This is a genomic window from Brevibacterium oceani (genome assembly GCF_013623835.1).
GTDB classification, from domain to species: Bacteria; Actinomycetota; Actinomycetes; order Actinomycetales; family Brevibacteriaceae; genus Brevibacterium; species Brevibacterium oceani.
In genome coordinates, this window is the sequence record NZ_JABKDE010000002.1 from 242471 (window position 1) to 260343 (window position 17873).

Here is a 17873-nt window from a genome sequence, read left to right on the forward strand (position 1 = left end):
CGTCTGGCCCTGCGAACCGATCTCTCGGTGGAACTGACAGTGCAGTCGGGCTGCTTCGCACTCACCGGAGACCCGTCATCGATGGTTCCGGATTTCTGTGCGGCGCAGGGTGGGCCTTCGACCAGTGGGCGGTGGTGATTTTTCGCCTCCCAGGTCAAACGCGGTATTTTTGTCATAGCTGAGCGGCGAAGACGCCCGCTGAGACAGCGGCCGAGCGAGGAGGACGGCATGGCAGACATCGTCATCACCATCGCAGCCGCCCTGGCCTTCGGCATCCTCGCCCACGAGATCCGCATCCCACCCCTCGTCGGGTTCCTCGCCGCGGGTTTCTGCCTCCACCTCTTCGGCTTCACCGCCTTCGCCGGTCTGCAGGAGATCTCCGACCTCGGTGTCGTACTCCTCCTGTTCACGATCGGGCTGAAATTCGACCTGCGCTCCCTCCTTCAACCCGAGGCCCACGGGACCGCGCTGCTGCACATGGTCACGGTCGTCCTCCTCGGCGCCGGAACCATCGGGTTCGCCACCGTCATCGGCGTCGTCAGCGTCGGTGGGGATTTCGGCACGCTGGCTCTGCTGGGATTCGCGCTCTCGTTCTCCTCGACGGTCCTCGTGGTCAAAGTCCTCGAGGACCGGTCGGACGACGGATCGTACTACGGTCAGATCGCCATCGCCATCCTGGTCCTGCAGGACCTCGCCGCCGTCGCGTTCATCACCATTGCCGGTGAGGAGCCGCCCAGCCCCTGGGCACTGGCACTGCTCCTGCTCATCCCCGCGGTCTGGGTGCTGCGGCGGATCCTCGATCGGATCGGCCGAGGCGAACTCCTCGTCCTCTTCGGCGTGGTCATGGCCCTGGGTCCGGGATACGTCGCCTTCGAATCCGTGGGTATCCACGGCGACCTCGGTGCCTTGGTCCTCGGTCTGCTCTTCTCCACCCATCCGCGCGCCGTCGAGATGTCGAAGTCCCTCTTCAGCGTCAAGGAGCTCTTCCTCGTCGGCTTCTTCGTCGTCATCGGACTGCAGGCGGTCCCGACCTGGTCCGACCTGATCATGGCGTTCCTCCTGTGCGCGGTCCTGCTGCCGTTCAACTTCGTCAGCTTCTTCCTTATGGGCAGGCTCTTCGGGCTGCGCAACCGCACGAGCGTGCGCACGAGTCTGGCACTGAGCAACTTCTCCGAATTCGCTCTCATCGTCGTCGCCGTCGGCATCGACAGCGGCCTGTTCGACGGCGACTGGCTGACCATCACCGCACTGGCCGTGGCTCTGGGCATGATCATCTCCTCGCTGGCCAACGCCTACAGTCTGCAGATCGTGGCGAAGCTCGACGAGGTCCTGCCCGACGAGAACGAATCCCGACTGCGCAGGAACGACCGCCCGCTCGACACCGGCACCGCCGAAGTCGTCGTCCTCGGGATGGGGAGGATCGGGCGCGGCGCCTACGAGCGCTTCGTCGAACGCGGCGACAGCGACGTCATCGGCATCGACAACGACCACCTCGTCATCGAGGCACTGCGCGAGGACGGCTTCACCGTCCTCGAAGGCGATGCCACCGACCACGAATTCTGGCACCGCCTCGTCGTCGGCGGCACCGCGCACACCGTGGTGTTGGCCATGGCGCTGCACGATTCGAACACCTTCGCCCTCGAACAGCTGCGCATCGCCGACTTCCCGGGCACCATCGCCGCCGTCGTCCAACGTCCCGATCAGGCCGACCACTTCATCAAGGCCGGAGTGCATGCGGTGATCAACATCTACAGCGGCTCAGGGGCGGCCGTGGCCGATGCCGCGATCGACTGCCACGGCCGGTGAGCCGCCGTCGCCGGAAGGGTCGGCAACATCACAGCGGCAGTCGCGCCGATCGGCTTTGCGGCGCGGGTCGTGCACCCGCTAAGATGGGCAGCTGTTGTGCCTGCACCCTAAAGGCGGTCGGTGCGAGCGGATCTCGACGCTCAATCCCTCTTTCCCATCCGGGGAAACAACGGTCGCGTTCGGGGCGAGAACCTCAAAGGGCCCATCGTGACAGAACACATTGATGAAAGGTAATACAGTGCCAGCACCAGCACGTAATCGCCGCATGACGCGCCTCTCGCGCGCCCTCGGCATTGCTCTGACACCCAAGGCCGAGAAGTACTTCGAGCGTCGCCCGTACCCTCCAGGCGAGCACGGACGCGCCCGTCGTCGCAACGACAGCGACTACTCGGTCCGCCTCAAGGAGAAGCAGCGTCTGCGCGCGCAGTACGGCATCCGTGAGGCTCAGATGCTCAAGACCTACAAGGAAGCCAACCGCCTCCCCGGCCTGACCGGTGAGACCATGGTCGAGCTCCTCGAATCGCGTCTCGACGCCCTCGTCCTGCGTTCGGGCTTCGCCCGCACCATGGCCCAGGCCCGTCAGTTCGTCGTCCACCGTCACATCACGGTCGACGGACAGCGCGTGGACCGTCCCTCCTTCCGCGTGAAGGAAGGCCAGACCATCCAGGTGCACGAGCGTTCGGCATCGATGGATCCGTTCCAGGTCGCCGCCGCCGGTGGTCACAAGGACGTCCTGCCCGCAGTTCCGGGCTACCTCAACGTCAACCTCGAGGGCCTGCAGGCGACCCTGCTGCGCACCCCGAAGCGCGAAGAGGTGCCGATCACCTGCGACGTTCAGCTCGTCGTCGAGTTCTACTCGCGCTGATCGCCTGAACACAGGCCATCGCGCCACCACGACTGCCCGGAACCATCGGTCCCGGGCAGTCGTGCATTCACCACCCGCAGCGCAGAGGCGCCCGCCGAAGCGCCGCCGCGCGGACCGGAATCGGCGTCGTTCAAGGCGGAGCGCGGATGTCGAATGGCGCACGGGTCCACAGATGCGCTGCGCCTTGAACGAGGGGAAACCGGCCGCAGAACCGCTGGCAGCGGGTCGGGCGCGGCGGGACGGCGTCGACGCCCCGCCTTCGGCACGCCGCGCGACCTCGCATATTGCGGCGGAGCCATTAAACTAGTCCCTGGTAAGTGCGGATACGCATGAGTAAGTGCGGTGACGCACCGGCAATACGCGAAAGGTCTTGGATTGAAGACGGCAGAGATCAAACAACGCTGGTTGGACTACTTCGAAGCGAACGGGCACACCGTGGTCCCCTCGGCGTCGGTGATCAGCTCCGATCCGTCCATCCTGTTCAACATCGCAGGCATGGTCCAGTTCATCCCGTACCTCACCGGCCGCGAACCCGCCCCTTTCAACCGCGCCACGAGCGTGCAGAAGTGCGTGCGCACCGGAGACATCGAAGAGGTCGGCAAGACCACCCGACACGGCACGTTCTTCCAGATGAACGGCAACTTCTCCTTCGGTGACTACTTCAAGCGCGACGCCATCAAGTTCGCCTGGGGCCTGCTGACGAACTCCGTCGACGACGGCGGACTCGGCTTCGACCCGGAGCTGCTGTGGGCGACCGTGCACGAGGACGACACCGAGACCATCGACATGTGGCTCGAAGAGACGTCGATCCCGCGTGAGCGCATCCAGCTGCGCGACAACGAGGACAACTACTGGCACACCGGTCAGCCAGGACCCGGCGGCTACTGCTCGGAGATCTACTTCGACCGCGGCCCCGACTACGGCGTCGACGGCGGCCCGGTCGCCGACGAGGACCGCTACATCGAGATCTGGAACCTCGTGTTCATGGAGTTCGAACTCTCCGAGGTCCGCTCCAAGGTCGACTTCGACGTCGCCGGCGAACTGCCCGCGAAGAACATCGACACCGGCATGGGACTCGAACGCGTGGCATTCCTGCTCCAAGGTGTGGAGAACATGTACGAGATCGACGAGGTGTTCCCCGTCATCGAGGCCGCCAGCCGACTGTCCGGTCGGGCCTACGGTGACGACGAACATTCCGATGTGCAGATGCGCGTCGTCGCCGATCATGTCCGCTCCTCGCTCATCATCATCGGCGACGGAGTCCGCCCCGGCAATGAAGGCCGCGGCTACATCCTCCGCCGCCTGCTCCGCCGTGCCGTGCGCGCCATGCGTCTGCTCGGGGTCAAGGACGAGGTCCTGCCCGAACTCCTCCCCGTCTCGATGCAGGCGATGAAGCTGTCCTACCCGGAGTTGGAGACCGACTTCGACCGGATCTCCCGCATCGCCTACGCCGAGGAGAAGGCGTTCCTGCGCACCCTCGAATCCGGCACCCAGCTGTTCGAGAACGCCGCCGGATCGCTGTCAGGGACGAACAAGACCATCAGCGGAGACGTCGCCTTCGCCCTCCACGACACGCATGGATTCCCCATCGACCTCACCCTTGAGATGGCCTCCGAGGCGGGACTGAACGTCGACGAATCCGGCTTCCGCTCCCTCATGGATGAACAGCGGACCCGCGCCAAGGCCGATGCGAAGGCGAAGAAGGGCGGCGGACACACCGACCTCTCCGCCTACTCGGCCCTGCTCGACGAGGGGCAGAGCGAATTCGTCGGCTACGACCAGCTCGAAGCAGATTCCCGCGTCCGCGGAATCGTGTCAGGCGGCGTCGCGACCGAAGTGCTCACGACCGGGCAGAGCGGCGACGTCATCCTCGACCTCACCCCCTTCTACGCCGAATCCGGCGGCCAGCGCGCCGACGTCGGCCTCATCAAAGGCCACGGCTTCACCGCCCGCGTCACCGATGTGCAGAACCCGATCAAGGGACTGCCCGCCCACCACGTCGAGGTCACCGACGGTGAGCTCCACGTCGGCGACGAGGTGCTCGCCAGCGTCGACCACGATCACCGCTTCCAGGGATCCCAGGCCCACACCGCCACCCACCTCGTCCACGCCGCCCTGCGGGAGATCCTCGGCAGCCACGCCGTCCAGGCCGGTTCGCTCAACCAGCCGGGCTACATGCGTTTCGACTACTCGTTCCCCGAAGCTCCGAGCACCCAGATGCGCGGCGAGATCGAAGAGGTCGCCAACCTCGCAGTGCGGTCGAACTACGAGGTCGGAACCGAATACATGCCCTTCGATGACGCCCGGAAGTCCGGCGCCATGGCACTGTTCGGAGAGAAGTACCCGAACGTCGTGCGTGTCGTCGACATCGGCGGGCCCTTCTCCCGCGAACTCTGCGGAGGCACCCATGTGGGAGCCTCATCCGAGGTCGGCCCGATCTCCGTGCTCTCCGAAGCCTCCGTCGGCTCGGGAGTCCGCCGCATCGAAGCTGCCGTCGGCATGGACGCCTTCCGCTCCCTGGCCGCCGAACGCACGATCGTGTCCAACCTCTCCGAGATGCTCAAGGTCCCCGGCACCGACGTGCCTGGCCGGGTCTCCGACCTGATGACCCGGCTCAAGGACGCGGAGAAGGAGATCTCCCGCCTCAACGCTCAGCAGCTGCTCGCCGGCGCGGGCAAGTTCCTCGACGACGCACGGACCGTGGGGGAGACCCTCTTCGTCGTCGCCGACCTCGGCGTGGTCGGCAACGCGGGAGACATCCGCACCGTCGTGACCGATCTGCGCGGACGCGTGAGCGACCGTCAGGCCGTGGTTCTCGGCCTCGGCGTGACGGGCGGCAAACCCGTCGTCGTCATCGCCACCACCGAGGCGGCCCGCACCGCCGGTCTGCAGGCCGGCAGGCTCGTGTCCCTGGCCTGCGGCGAGCTCGGCGGCGGAGGCGGCGGCAAGCCCGACCTCGCCCAAGGCGGCGGCAGCGACCCAGCCGCGATCCCGGCCGCCATCTCGGCCGTCAAGGCGGCTATCCAGTGACATTCCGCCGAGGTCGTCGCTTGGGCCTCGACATCGGTTCGGTGCGGATCGGGGTCGCCGCCAGCGACCCCGAAGGGATCCTCGCGACCCCGCTGACCGTCGTGCGGCGCAAGGACGAACCGGCGGCGCTGCGAGAGCTGCGCGAGGTCGTCGCCGAGTACGAACCGATCGAACTCCTCGCGGGGGACCCGAAGTCCCTCGACGGGGCCGCCCGCGCGGCAGCCGCCTCGGCGCTGGAATTCGCTCGCAAGGTCGCCGCGGCGACCGGCACACCCATCCGCCTCGTCGACGAACGCTTCACCACCGTCGAAGCCCACCACGCCCTCGCCGCGGCCGGGAAGTCCTCCCGCCAGCGGCGAGAGATCGTCGACGCACAGGCAGCCGTCATCATCCTTCAGAACGCCCTCGAGTTCGAACACAACACCGGTGTCCCCGCCGGACGTGAGATGCCCGACGAGGAGAGTGAACAATGAGCCCGCTTCCCACTGAGTTCTCAGCAGACGAAGGTCTGAGCCGATCCGAGGTGAGAGCGAAGAAGCGGCGGCGGATGCTGCGCCGGCGGCGGACGACGACGATCATCATCATCTGCATCCTCGTCTTCGGAATCGGCGGCTTCTTCGGCGTCAAGGCCGCCGGGGGAGTCTTCGACGACCTCTTCGGTCCCAAAGGCGACTACGAGGGACAGGGCACCAACGAGGTGTCCATCGACATCGCTCCCGGCTCCTCGGCCCGCACCGTGGCCAACCAGCTCGTCGAGGAGGGTGTGATCATGAACTCCGAACCCTTCCTCGACGAGGTCGAACGCCGTGAGGCGACCATCCAGGCCGGCACGTGGACGATGCGGGAGAAGATGAGTTCGAAGGCCGCCGTCGAAGCGCTCATCAATCCCATTGCGCCTCCGCGGATCACCGTGGCCGAAGGCAAGCAGGTCGAAGAGATCAAAGCGATCATGATCGAATCCGGGATGAACGCCGACGAGGTCGACAAGGCCATCGACGACAAGACCCCGAAGGACTACGGCCTCGAGATCGACGCCCCCAGCCTCGAAGGCTACCTCTACCCGGCGACCTACGATCTGGACAAGACGAAGACAGCAGAGGACGTCGTCCAGGAGATGGTCGACAAGACCGAGTCCGAACTCGACGAGTTGGGCATCGAGGACAAGGACGCCAACCGTATCCTCACCATCGCCAGCCTCGTGGAGAAGGAGTCCCCGGGTGATGAAGAGGTGCGCAAGAAGGTCGCTCGCGTCTTCCTCAACCGGATCTCCGATCATTCGAAGACGGGCGGACTGCTGCAGTCCGATGCGACGGTCGCCTACATCCACGGAGCCCGCTCGGACCTGACGACGACGAAGAAGGAACGCCAGTCCGATTCGCCGTACAACACGTACAAGAAGAAGGGCCTGCCTCCCGGACCCATCAACGCTCCGAGCTCCGGTGCGGTGGAAGCGGCGCTCAACCCGTCGAAGGGCGACTGGCAGTTCTTCGTCGCGACGAACCCGGACACGGGTGAGACGAAGTTCGCGAACACGTACGACGAACACCAGAAGAACGTCGAGATCTATCGCAAGTGGCTCAAGGACCACAACGGGAACGGCGACAAGGAGTGAGGATCCTCGCCGCTGTGCTCGGGCGGCCCATCGACCATTCGAAGTCGCCCTTGCTCCACCGTGCCGCCTTCGCCGCGCTGGGCCTGACGACGAGCGAATACGGTCGCGTCGACCTCGGTGCCGATGAGCTCGAGGACTTCCTCGACTCGCACCCTGACGAGACCGGGTTCTCGCTGACCATGCCGCTCAAGGACCGCCTCGTGAAGCTGGCCGCAGAACGCGGTTGGACGATCGACGACACCGCCGCGCTGACCGGTGCAGGCAACACCGTCGTGCGCTCGGGTGAGCAGATTCAGGTGGCGAACACAGATGTGCGCGGCATCGTCGGCGCGATCGCCCCGCACCTGAGCGTCGCCGAGCGGGAGGGAACCCGCGGTGCGGGAGCCGGACGGGCGACGATCCTCGGTGCTGGTGCGACCGCCGCCTCGGCGCTCGTGGCCTGCCGGGACCTCGGCATCACCGAGGTCGAATTCCTCGTCCGCAGTCCCGACCGGGCCCGGCGGGTGGTCGAACTCGCCGAACAGATCGGGCTGTCCGCCTCCCTCGCCCCGCTCGAGCGGATCGGCCCCTCGGCGATCGTCATCTCCACCCTTCCCGCCGAGGCGGCCCCGCACCTCGAGTGGGACGCGTCCTTCACCGCCGGCGACGTGCCCAGCGGCGATGTGCACAGCGGCGTCGCCCTCGACGTCGCGTACGCCGAAGCCTCTTCCTTCCTCGCCGCCGCAGCCGCACACGGACTGCTGCCCGTCGACGGGACCGCGATGCTCGTCGAACAGGCCGTTGCCCAATCCGAGATGTTCGTCGGGGCGGCTGCGATGCCGTTCGACCTGCCGACCGGGCAGGAGCTGCGGGACCGGATCTCTGCGGCCATGTACTCCGCGCTGCGGGACACCGCGGCCGCCTCCCGGGACTGAGCCGAGGCAGAGACTGTGGACGCCGGGGTGCTGCACGCAATGGTCATCGGTCTCACGGTGCTCATCGCCCTCGCCGTGGGACTGGTGCTTTCCAGAACCACCCGATTCTGGCTCAACGACGAATCCCAGCTCGAACAGCTGGAGAGGTCCACGATCTCCCGGGCCTGGGTGCCCGTGCTCGCGGGCCTCGTCCTCGCCGCCGTCGCTGCGTGGGCTTTCCCGCTCCACCAGATCGTCGCCGGAGACGGCGGGTGGAGCGCCTACGCACCGCTGAGCGGGACCACATTCATCCCGCCGCAGCCGAACTCGGCCGACCGGATCGGCACCGCCTGCTTCCTCGGACTCGTCGCCGGAACCACCCCGTTCCTCTTCACCACCGACATCCTCGTGCGCCGACTGCCCGACCGGATCACGCTCCCGACCACCCTCCTCGGACTCGCCGTGATCATCATCGGCTCCACCCTCGGCGCCTCCCACATGTGGTTCACGGCTTTCTTCTCCGGCACCATCGTCCTCATCGCCTTCGGACTCCTCCACCTGCTCGGCCGACTGCTGCGAAAGAAGACGATGGGTCTGGGAGACGTGAAGCTGTCCTTCATCGTCTTCGCCGCTGCCGGACTCTTCGACCCGTGGGCACCGGCCGTGGTGTTCGTGGCGATGATGCTCATCGCCGGTGTCTGGGCACTGCTCGGAGTACTCCGCGCCCGCCGCCTGCGCGGGGTGACGATCGCTTTCGGGCCCGCGATGCTATCCGGAATGTGGCTCGGGTCGGTGACCGCCCCATTCGTTTTGTAGAATCGGTGGAATGTTGAGATGGCTGACTGCAGGCGAATCCCACGGCGAGGCGCTGACCGGGATCATTGAAGGGCTTCCCGCCCATGTACCGATCACCAGGGACGATATTCGAGCGAGCCTGGCCAGGCGTCGACTCGGCTACGGCCGCGGCGCGCGAATGAAGTTCGAAGCCGACGAGGTGCGCCTCCTCGGCGGCGTCCGCCACGGCACAACGCTCGGCTCACCCGTGGCCATCGAGGTCGGCAACACCGAATGGCCCAAATGGGAGACCGTGATGAGCGCGGACCCCATCGACGAATCCGAGCTCGAGGGCCTCGCCCGCAACGCTCCGCTGACGCGGCCCCGTCCCGGACACGCCGACGTCGTCGGCATGCAGAAGTACGCCTTCGACGAGGCCCGTCCCGTGCTCGAACGCGCCTCGGCCCGGGAGACCGCGATGCGGGTCGCCCTGGGCACCGTGGCTGCGAAGTTCCTCGGCGAACTCGGCATCACGCTCGTCGCCCACACCGTGGCCATCGGCACGGCCGAACACGCCGCCGATGCCGCACCCGACCTGCCGACCGCCGCCGACGTCGACGCCCTCGACGCCGATCCCGTGCGCTGCTTCGACGCCGAGCTCTCGGCCGCAATGGTCGCCGAGATCGACGCGGCGAAGAAGGCCGGGGACACCCTCGGCGGAGTCGTCGAGGTCCTCGCCTACGATCTGCCGCCGGGACTCGGGTCCCACGTGCACTGGGACCGGCGTCTCGACTCCCGCCTCGCCGGCGCCCTCATGGGCATCCAGGCCATCAAGGGCGTCGAGGTCGGAGACGGCTTCCTCACCACGAAACGACCGGGTTCGCAGGCGCATGACGAACTCGAGGTCGGCCCCGACGGATTCCGCCGCACCAGCAACCGCGCAGGCGGGACCGAAGGCGGTATGTCCACGGGCGGTCCGCTGCGGGTGCGCGCCGGGATGAAGCCCATCGCCACGGTGCCCCGTGCGCTGTCCACCGTCGACGTCACCACCGGCGAGGCGGCGAAGGCCAACCACCAGCGCTCCGACGTGTGCGCGGTCCCGGCATCCGGCGTCGTCGCCGAGGCGATGGTCGCCCTCGTCCTCGCCGAGGCCGTCGTCGAGAAGTTCGGCGGAGACTCGGTGGCCGAGACGAAGCGGAACCTGGACGCCTACGTCGCGGCCATTCCGGAGAACCTCCGCATCGGACGATGAACGAGACCCCGATCCCGAAACCGGTTCCGCCCCTGGAACCGGTTCCCGCCGCGCTCTCACGCATCGTGCTCTCCGGTCCTCCCGCCGCAGGGAAGTCGACCATCGGGCGGCTGCTCGCCGACCGCTTGGGCCTGCCGCTGATCGACACCGACGCGAACATCGTCGAACAGTACGGAGTCATCGCGGAACTGTTCGTCGAACGCGGGGAGGACCATTTCCGACGCATCGAACGCGAAGTCGTGCGCAAGGCACTGCGCCGCCTGCTCGATCGGCCGGGCATCGTGTCCCTGGGCGGGGGAGCGATCCTCAACCCCGGCACCCGCGCCCAGCTCAAGCACCCGGCGATCAAGGTCGTCCACATCGACATCGACGTCGACACCGTCGCGCAGCGGATCAACGCCCCGCACCGGCCGCTGCTGCGGGGTGCCGGCTCCGCCGTGGAGAACTGGATGGCGCTGGTTGCCGAACGCGAACCGCTCTACGAACAGGTCGCGACCTTCCGCGTCCAGGCCTCGAACTCACCGCCGTCGACCGTGGTCAACCGCGTCGTCGACGTCCTCACCGGTCTGCGGCGGGCCGAGGAGTACGCGAAGTACGCCCACCTCGACGAGGGCGAGCCCGGCACTCGGCTGTGAGACGGCTCCGCCCATGGTCGGCAGGCGTTTCGCCGCCGCCGGACCTGCAGGACTAGGCTGGGCCGGGGCAGCGCCTCGCCTCGGCGAGACCCGCTCGAACACACGCGCAACGATCAGGAAGACGGACGAATGAGCACCACACGCATCGATGTCGACGCCGGCGGGACCTACCCGGTCCTCGTCGGACAGGGACTGCTGGGCGAACTGCCCGAACTGCTCGGCAACCGGGTGGAGAAGGTCCTCGTCATCCACCCACGGGCTCTGCGCACCACCGGCGAGACCGTCCGCGACGACCTCGCGGCGACCGGACTCGAGGCCGTGGCCGCGGAGATCCCCGACGCCGAAGAGGCCAAACACATCCAGGTCGCCGCCTTCTGCTGGCAGGTGCTCGGACAGTCCGACTTCACCCGCACCGATGCCATCGTCACCGTCGGCGGAGGAGCAGTGAGCGACCTCGGCGGTTTCGTCGCCGCCACCTGGCTGCGCGGCATCCGCGTCATCCACATCCCCACTACGGTCCTCGGCATGGTCGACGCCGCCGTGGGCGGAAAGACCGGCATCAACACCGCCGAGGGCAAGAACCTCGTCGGCTCCTTCCACGCCCCGGCCGGTGTCCTCGTCGACCTCGACACGCTCGCGACCCTGCCGGAGAACGAACTCTTCACCGGCCTCGCCGAGGTGGTCAAGACCGGCTTCATCGCCGACCCTGCCATCCTCGACCTCGTCTCCGCCCATTCGAAGGAGGAGATCGGCGACGTCGGCGGGCCCGTCCTGCGCGAACTCATCGAACGCTCCATCCGCGTCAAGGCCGATGTCGTCTCCGACGACTTCGAGGAGTCCGGGCGACGAGAGATCCTCAACTACGGGCACACGCTGGCCCACGCGATCGAACACAAGGAGCGCTACCAGTGGCGCCACGGAGCCGCGGTGTCCGTGGGAATGGTCTTCGCCGCCGAGGTCGCCTCGATGGTCAAGAGCCTCCCGTACGAGACCGTCGACCTCCACCGCGAGCTGCTGAGCAAGCTCGGCCTGCCCACCGGATACCGCTCCGATGTGTGGCCGCAGCTGCTGGACACGATGAAACGGGACAAGAAGGCCCGCGGAGCGATGCTGCGGATGGTGCTGCTGTCCGACATCGGCGAACCCTCGACCGTCGAGATCCCCGACGCCTCGATCCTCCACACCGCCTACCAGGAGATCGGCGAGACGTCACCGACAGTGCCGCTGCACACCGAACTCGGCTGAGGCAGCACTCGACACGCCGACACAGCACCCAACATGCTGACACAGCACTCGACACGTGCGGATGCACGGCGCTGGGCGGGCTTGCTAGAATCGTCCAGGAATGAGTCTCGCCTGCCCTCCTGCAGGGCGGCGGAGATGCCTGACCAATCGGCGATCATCGATCGGTGATCCGTTATGACGCGAAGAAGGACGAATTAGTGGCGACAACCAACGACCTGAAGAACGGCCTTGTGCTCAACATCGACAACCAGCTGTGGCAGGTGCTCGAGTTCCAGCACGTCAAGCCCGGCAAGGGGCCGGCGTTCGTCCGCACCAAGATGAAGAACGTCACCTCCGGCAAGATCATCGACAAGACCTTCAACGCCGGCACGAAGGTCGAGACGGCCAACGTCGACCGCCGCGACATGCAGTACCTCTACCATGACGGCACCGACTACGTGTTCATGGACTCGAAGGACTACGACCAGGTCAACATCTCCGCCGAGCTCGTCGGCGACGCCGCGAACTACATGCTCGAGAACCAGGACCTGCAGATCTCCTTCCATGAGGGCACCCCGCTGTCCGTGGAGCTGCCGCCCTCGGTCGAACTGACCATCACCCATACCGAACCCGGCCTCCAGGGCGACCGCTCGACCGGCGGATCGAAGCCCGCTACGCTCGAGACCGGCTACGAGATCCAGGTGCCGCTGTTCCTCGAAGAGGGCACCAAGGTCAAGGTCGACACCCGCAGCGGCGACTACCTCGGACGCGTCAAGTAAGTGGCCTCGGCACGCACACGAGCCCGTCGCCGGGCTCTCGAGCTGCTCTTCGAAGCCGGGCAGCGACGACTCGCGATCGACGAGCTCGTCACCATGCGGTCGAACGATCCCGACTACCCCATGAAGGAATACGCGGTCGAGATCGTCACGGGCATCACCGAGAAGCAGGAGGAGATCGACGAGATCATCTCCACCTACGCGCAAGGCTGGACGCTCGACCGGATGCCGGCCGTCGACCGGTCCCTGCTCGAGATCGGCACGTGGGAGATCCTGTTCAACGACGAGGTGCCCGACAAGGTCGCCATCGACGAGGCGGTCTCGCTGGCCCGACAATTCTCCACCGATGACTCACCCGGGTTCGTCTCGGGCCTGCTCTCACGCATCCTCGACGTCAAGCCGACGCTCATCTGACGCCGGCGGGTCCGCACTCCGGACCCGCCTGCGAGAGCGCCTCGCACGAGGTCTACAATCGAATCGAACCACTCCTTTAACCACCGTCCGGAGAGGCGGAGAAGGGGAACCATGACACAGCGAACAGTGCTGGACGCAGCTGATGTCTCACGGGCGGTCACCCGCATCGCCCACGAGATCATCGAGTCCAACAAAGGCAGCGAGGACATCGTCCTGCTCGGGATTCCGCGCCGCGGAGTCCCGCTGGCCCACCGGCTCGCCGAGGCGATCGCGGCGATCGAAGGCAGCCCTGCCTCCGCCGGCGAACTGGCCGGAAGCCTCGACATCACCATGTACCGCGACGATCTGCGTGGCGGCTCCTACCGGGCACCCGAGCCCACCTCGATCCCCGCCGCGGGCATCGACGCGAAGACCGTCGTCCTCGTCGACGATGTGCTCTTCTCTGGCCGCACCATCCGCGCGGCGCTCGATGCCCTGGCCGATCTCGGCCGGCCCTCGAAGGTGAGACTCGCGGTCCTCGTCGACCGCGGCCACCGCGACCTGCCGATCCGGGCCGATCACGTCGGCAAGAACCTCCCGACGTCCAGCAGCGAACGCGTCAACGTCTCTTTGTCCGAGATCGACGGAACCGATGCCGTGACCATCTCGGGAGGTCGCGAATGAAGCACCTGCTCGACACCGCATCACTGTCCCGCGAGGACGCCATCGGCATCCTCGACATCGCCGAGGAGATGGCGTTGGTCTCCCAGCGCGAGATCAAGAAGCTGCCCGTGCTGCGCGGTCGCACGGTGGTCAACCTCTTCTTCGAGGACTCGACCCGCACCCGCCTGTCCTTCGAGGCCGCGGCGAAGCGACTCTCCGCCGATGTGCTCAACTTCTCCGCGAAGGGCTCGTCGGTGTCCAAGGGCGAGAGCCTGCAGGACACCATCCAGACGATCTCGGCGATGGGCGCCGACGCGATCGTCGTCCGCCACTCCGGAGCCGGTACAGCCCATCGCCTCGCCCACACCGGGTGGATCGACGTGCCCGTCGTCAACGCCGGAGACGGCACCCACGAACACCCCACCCAGGCCCTCCTCGACGCCTTCACCCTGCGTCGGGCACTAGCCGGGGTCCCCGCCTCGGGGCCGGTGTCCGGAGGACCCCGCGGGGCCGGCCTCGACGGGGCGAAGGTCGCCATCGTCGGCGACGTCCTCCACTCACGAGTGGCACGGTCGAATGTGCATCTGCTCGACCGCCTCGGCGCCGACGTGCACCTCATCGCCCCGCCCACGCTGCTGCCGTGGGGAGTGGAGAACTGGCCGGTGACCGTCCACTACGACTTCGATGCCGCACTGGCCGCCGCTGACTTCGCGGCGGTGATGATGCTGCGCGTCCAACACGAACGCATGCACGAGTCGTTCTTCCCCAACGCCCGCGAATACGCGCGGCTGTGGGGGCTCAGCCCCGCCCGACTCGAGACCCTGCCCGAGAGCACGTTCGTCATGCACCCGGGCCCCATGAACCGCGGCTTCGAGATCTCCGCCGCCGCAGCGGACTCACCCCGCGCCCTCGTCCTCGACCAGGTCGAGAACGGTGTGAGTGTGCGCATGGCGGTCCTCTACCGCCTGCTGACAGGTCAGGAGGAGACCAATGACTGACTACCTCATCCGCGGAGCGAACGTGCTCGGACGCGGAACCGCCGATATCGCCATCTGCGACGGACGCATCGTCGATCCCGAACTCCTCGACGCCACCTCCGCCGAGGTCATCGACGCCGCGGGACTCGTTGCCCTGCCCGGCCTCGTCGACATGCACACGCATCTGCGCGAACCCGGCAAGGAAGACGCCGAGACCGTGCTCACCGGATCCCGCTCGGCCGCAGCCGGCGGCTTCACGTGCGTGCACGCCATGGCGAACACCGCCCCCGTGGCCGACACGGCCGGCGTCGTCGAGCAGGTCCACCGGCTGGGCCGCTCGGCCGGCTTCACCGAGGTCGTGCCCGTCGGCGCCGTGACCATCGGCCTCGAAGGCCGACAGCTGGCCGAACTCGGTGCGATGGCCAGATCGGCCGCACGGGTGCGGATGTTCTCCGACGACGGCATCTGCGTCTCCGACCCGCTGCTGATGCGCCGCGCCCTCGAATACGTCAAGACCTTCGACGGCATCATCGCCCAGCACGCCCAGGAACCGCGGCTGACCGAAGGCGCGCAGATGAATGAGGGGGAGGTCTCCGCCGAACTCGGACTGCCCGGCTGGCCCGCGGTCGCCGAGGAGTCGATCATCGCCCGCGACGTCCTGCTCGCCGAGCACGTCGGCTCCCGACTGCACGTCTGCCACGTCTCGACCGCCGGCAGCGTCGACCTCATCCGCTGGGCCAAGGCCAGGGGAGTGGCCGTCACCGCCGAGGTGACCCCGCACCATCTCATGCTCACCGATGAACTCGTGCGCACCTTCGACCCCGTCTACAAGGTCAACCCGCCGCTGCGCACCGACTCCGACGTCCACGCCCTGCGTGAGGCGCTGGCCGACGGCACCATCGACGTCGTCGGCACCGACCACGCGCCGCACACCGCCGAACACAAATGCAGCGAATGGAGCGCGGCGGCCATGGGCATGGTCGGCATGGAATCGGCGCTGTCCATCGTCGTCGAGGCGATGGCCGACCACGACTTCGACTTCGGCGACGTCGCCCGTGTGATGTCCGCGGCGCCGGCGAGGATCACCGGCGCCTCCGGTCACGGCAGCCTCGAGATCGGGGCGAGCGCGAACATCGTCCTCGTCGACCCGAACCGACCGCACCGCATCGAACCCGCAGATCACGCCACGAAGGGCCGCAACAACCCCTTCGCCGGCATCGAGGTGAGCGCTGCGGTCACCGACACCTTCTTCTACGGCCACCGGGTACTGGCCGCAGGAGCACTGACAACACCCCACCCGGCAGGAGCAACATGGACCGATCAGTAGGCACCCTCATCGTCGCAGTCGTCATCCTCCTGGTGATCATCGCGATCGCCTGGGGATGGAGCCGACGCAAGCGGGCGCAGTCCGATGTCGCCACCCCGCCGAAGCCGCATCTGGGGATCACCCCTGTGGCCGATCCTGTCGAAGGCTCCTATGTCTCGACGACGAAGGCCGGGCACCCGCTCGAACGCGTCGCCGTGCACGGGCTGGGCATCCGCACCACAGGAGAACTCGTCATCACCGACGGGGGAGTGATCATGGACCTCGCCGGACGTGAGGACTTCCTCATCCCGCGCCGTGACATCGTCTCCGTCGACACCACCTCGGGGATGATCGGCAAGTTCGTCGAACGCGGCGGCATCGTCCGCATCACCTGGCGGCTCGGCGACACCCTCGTCGACACCGGCTTCCGAGCCCGCTACGCCGCATCCACCGCCCCCACCGTCGACCGCATCCGTGAAATGATCGAAGAGGCACAATGAGCTTTTCCACCACCCCCGCAGTCCTCGTCCTCGAAGACGGACGCACCTTCTCAGGCTCCGCATACGGCAGCGTCGGTGAGACCACCGGTGAGGCCGTGTTCGTCACCGCCATGACCGGCTACCAGGAGACCCTGACCGATCCGTCCTATCATCGGCAGATCATCATCCAGGCCGCCCCGCACATCGGCAACACCGGCGTCAACCGCACCGACGACGAATCGGGTCGGATCTGGGCCGCCGGGTACGTCGTCCGCGACGCCTCCCGGATCTCCTCGAACTGGCGTTCCGAAGGAGACCTCGCCGACTGGCTGAACGAGTCCGGCATCGTCGGCATCTCCGATGTCGACACCCGCGCCCTGACCCGGCACCTGCGCGACAAGGGAGCGATGCGCATGGGCATCTTCTCCGGACCAGCCGCCGAGGCCCCCGCCGACGAACTGCTCGCACGCGTGCAGGCCGCACCCGAGATGGCCGGTGCCAACCTCGTCGACGAGGTCACCACCGAGCAGGCGAGGCTCATTCCCGCCCGAGGGGAGAAGCGCTTCAGCGTCGCCGCCGTCGACCTCGGCATCAAATCGATGACACCCGAACGCATGGCCGAACGCGGCATCGACGTCCACCTCGTTCCGGCTTCGATCACACTCGAGGAGGTCCAGTCACTCGGCGTCGACGGGGTCTTCTTCTCCAACGGGCCCGGCGACCCCGCGACCGCCGATGATCAGGTGGAGCTGCTGCGCGGCGTCCTCGACGCACGCCTGCCGTTCTTCGGCATCTGCTTCGGCAATCAGCTGCTCGGTCGGGCGCTGGGCTTCGGCACGTACAAACTGCCCTTCGGACACCGCGGCATCAACGTGCCGGTGATGGACCGCACGACGGACAAGGTCGAGATCACCTCGCAGAACCACGGTTTCGCCGTCGACGCGCCGCTGACGGGGGAGACGACCGCCCCGCACAGTCCCGACTACGGGCGGGTCATCGTCTCACACGTGTGCCTCAACGATGATGTCGTCGAAGGCCTCGCCTGCCTCGACATCCCCGCCTTCTCCGTCCAGTTCCATCCCGAGGCCGCGGCCGGGCCGCACGATTCGAGCTACCTGTTCGATCGCTTCATCGACCTCATGACCGCTTCCCAGGCCGATTCGGCTGCCCAGGCCTAAGGAGAGACCA

At 67.1% G+C, this 17873-nt stretch carries 17 protein-coding genes; all 17 read left to right on the forward strand.

Annotated elements, in window-relative coordinates:
- Positions 1-228: 228 nt before the first annotated feature.
- The 17 genes from HK401_RS04330 to carA all read left to right on the forward strand — a co-directional run bounded on the left by HK401_RS04330 (position 229) and on the right by carA (position 17863).
- Positions 229-1806, forward strand: a complete 1578-nt coding sequence (locus HK401_RS04330) for a cation:proton antiporter domain-containing protein (protein ID WP_181273448.1) — start codon at positions 229-231, stop codon at positions 1804-1806.
- A 223-nt stretch (positions 1807-2029) separates the two neighbouring features.
- On the forward strand, positions 2030-2671 hold the full coding sequence (gene rpsD, locus HK401_RS04335; protein ID WP_373563639.1) for a 30S ribosomal protein S4: 642 nt from the start codon (positions 2030-2032) through the stop codon (positions 2669-2671).
- Positions 2672-3046: 375 nt separating this feature from the next.
- Positions 3047-5701, forward strand: coding sequence for an alanine--tRNA ligase (gene alaS / locus HK401_RS04340; RefSeq protein ID WP_181273449.1), 2655 nt, complete (start codon positions 3047-3049; stop codon positions 5699-5701).
- A complete protein-coding gene (gene ruvX / locus HK401_RS04345) occupies positions 5698-6174 on the forward strand; it encodes a Holliday junction resolvase RuvX (protein ID WP_181273450.1) in 477 nt (158 codons plus the stop codon). The genes alaS and ruvX overlap by 4 nt, the downstream gene beginning before the upstream one ends.
- Positions 6171-7313: an endolytic transglycosylase MltG gene (gene mltG, locus HK401_RS04350; RefSeq protein WP_181273451.1), complete on the forward strand. Its 1143-nt coding sequence runs from the start codon at positions 6171-6173 to the stop codon at positions 7311-7313. The genes ruvX and mltG overlap by 4 nt, the downstream gene beginning before the upstream one ends.
- Positions 7310-8227, forward strand: coding sequence for a shikimate dehydrogenase (locus HK401_RS04355; RefSeq protein ID WP_181273452.1), 918 nt, complete (start codon positions 7310-7312; stop codon positions 8225-8227). The genes mltG and HK401_RS04355 overlap by 4 nt, the downstream gene beginning before the upstream one ends.
- A 39-nt stretch (positions 8228-8266) precedes the next feature.
- The gene (locus HK401_RS04360) at positions 8267-9022 is read left to right on the forward strand and encodes a prepilin peptidase (protein ID WP_181273453.1); all 756 of its coding nucleotides are present in this window, start codon (positions 8267-8269) and stop codon (positions 9020-9022) included.
- A gap of 10 nt (positions 9023-9032) precedes the next feature.
- Entirely contained in the window at positions 9033-10232 is a 1200-nt protein-coding gene (aroC, locus tag HK401_RS04365; RefSeq protein WP_181273454.1) for a chorismate synthase, read from the forward strand.
- Positions 10229-10867 carry a shikimate kinase gene (locus tag HK401_RS04370; protein ID WP_181273455.1) on the forward strand — a complete coding sequence of 213 codons (639 nt, stop codon included), beginning with the start codon at positions 10229-10231 and terminating at the stop codon, positions 10865-10867. The genes aroC and HK401_RS04370 overlap by 4 nt, the downstream gene beginning before the upstream one ends.
- 129 nt (positions 10868-10996) lie before the next feature.
- Positions 10997-12112 (forward strand): 3-dehydroquinate synthase, encoded by a 1116-nt coding sequence (gene aroB, locus HK401_RS04375; protein ID WP_181273456.1) that lies wholly within the window; start codon positions 10997-10999, stop codon positions 12110-12112.
- A gap of 197 nt (positions 12113-12309) precedes the next feature.
- Positions 12310-12870 (forward strand): elongation factor P, encoded by a 561-nt coding sequence (gene efp / locus HK401_RS04380; RefSeq protein WP_181273457.1) that lies wholly within the window; start codon positions 12310-12312, stop codon positions 12868-12870.
- Entirely contained in the window at positions 12871-13281 is a 411-nt protein-coding gene (gene nusB, locus HK401_RS04385; protein ID WP_181273458.1) for a transcription antitermination factor NusB, read from the forward strand.
- Positions 13282-13392: 111 nt separating this feature from the next.
- Positions 13393-13944: a bifunctional pyr operon transcriptional regulator/uracil phosphoribosyltransferase PyrR gene (gene pyrR, locus HK401_RS04390; RefSeq protein ID WP_181273459.1), complete on the forward strand. Its 552-nt coding sequence runs from the start codon at positions 13393-13395 to the stop codon at positions 13942-13944.
- Positions 13941-14921 (forward strand): aspartate carbamoyltransferase catalytic subunit, encoded by a 981-nt coding sequence (locus HK401_RS04395; RefSeq protein WP_181273460.1) that lies wholly within the window; start codon positions 13941-13943, stop codon positions 14919-14921. Before pyrR ends, HK401_RS04395 begins: the two co-directional genes overlap by 4 nt.
- On the forward strand, positions 14914-16227 hold the full coding sequence (locus HK401_RS04400; protein WP_181273461.1) for a dihydroorotase: 1314 nt from the start codon (positions 14914-14916) through the stop codon (positions 16225-16227). Before HK401_RS04395 ends, HK401_RS04400 begins: the two co-directional genes overlap by 8 nt.
- Positions 16212-16706, forward strand: coding sequence for a PH-like domain-containing protein (locus HK401_RS04405; RefSeq protein ID WP_166972090.1), 495 nt, complete (start codon positions 16212-16214; stop codon positions 16704-16706). Before HK401_RS04400 ends, HK401_RS04405 begins: the two co-directional genes overlap by 16 nt.
- The gene (gene carA, locus HK401_RS04410) at positions 16703-17863 is read left to right on the forward strand and encodes a glutamine-hydrolyzing carbamoyl-phosphate synthase small subunit (RefSeq protein ID WP_181273462.1); all 1161 of its coding nucleotides are present in this window, start codon (positions 16703-16705) and stop codon (positions 17861-17863) included. The genes HK401_RS04405 and carA overlap by 4 nt, the downstream gene beginning before the upstream one ends.
- Positions 17864-17873 lie beyond the last annotated feature (10 nt).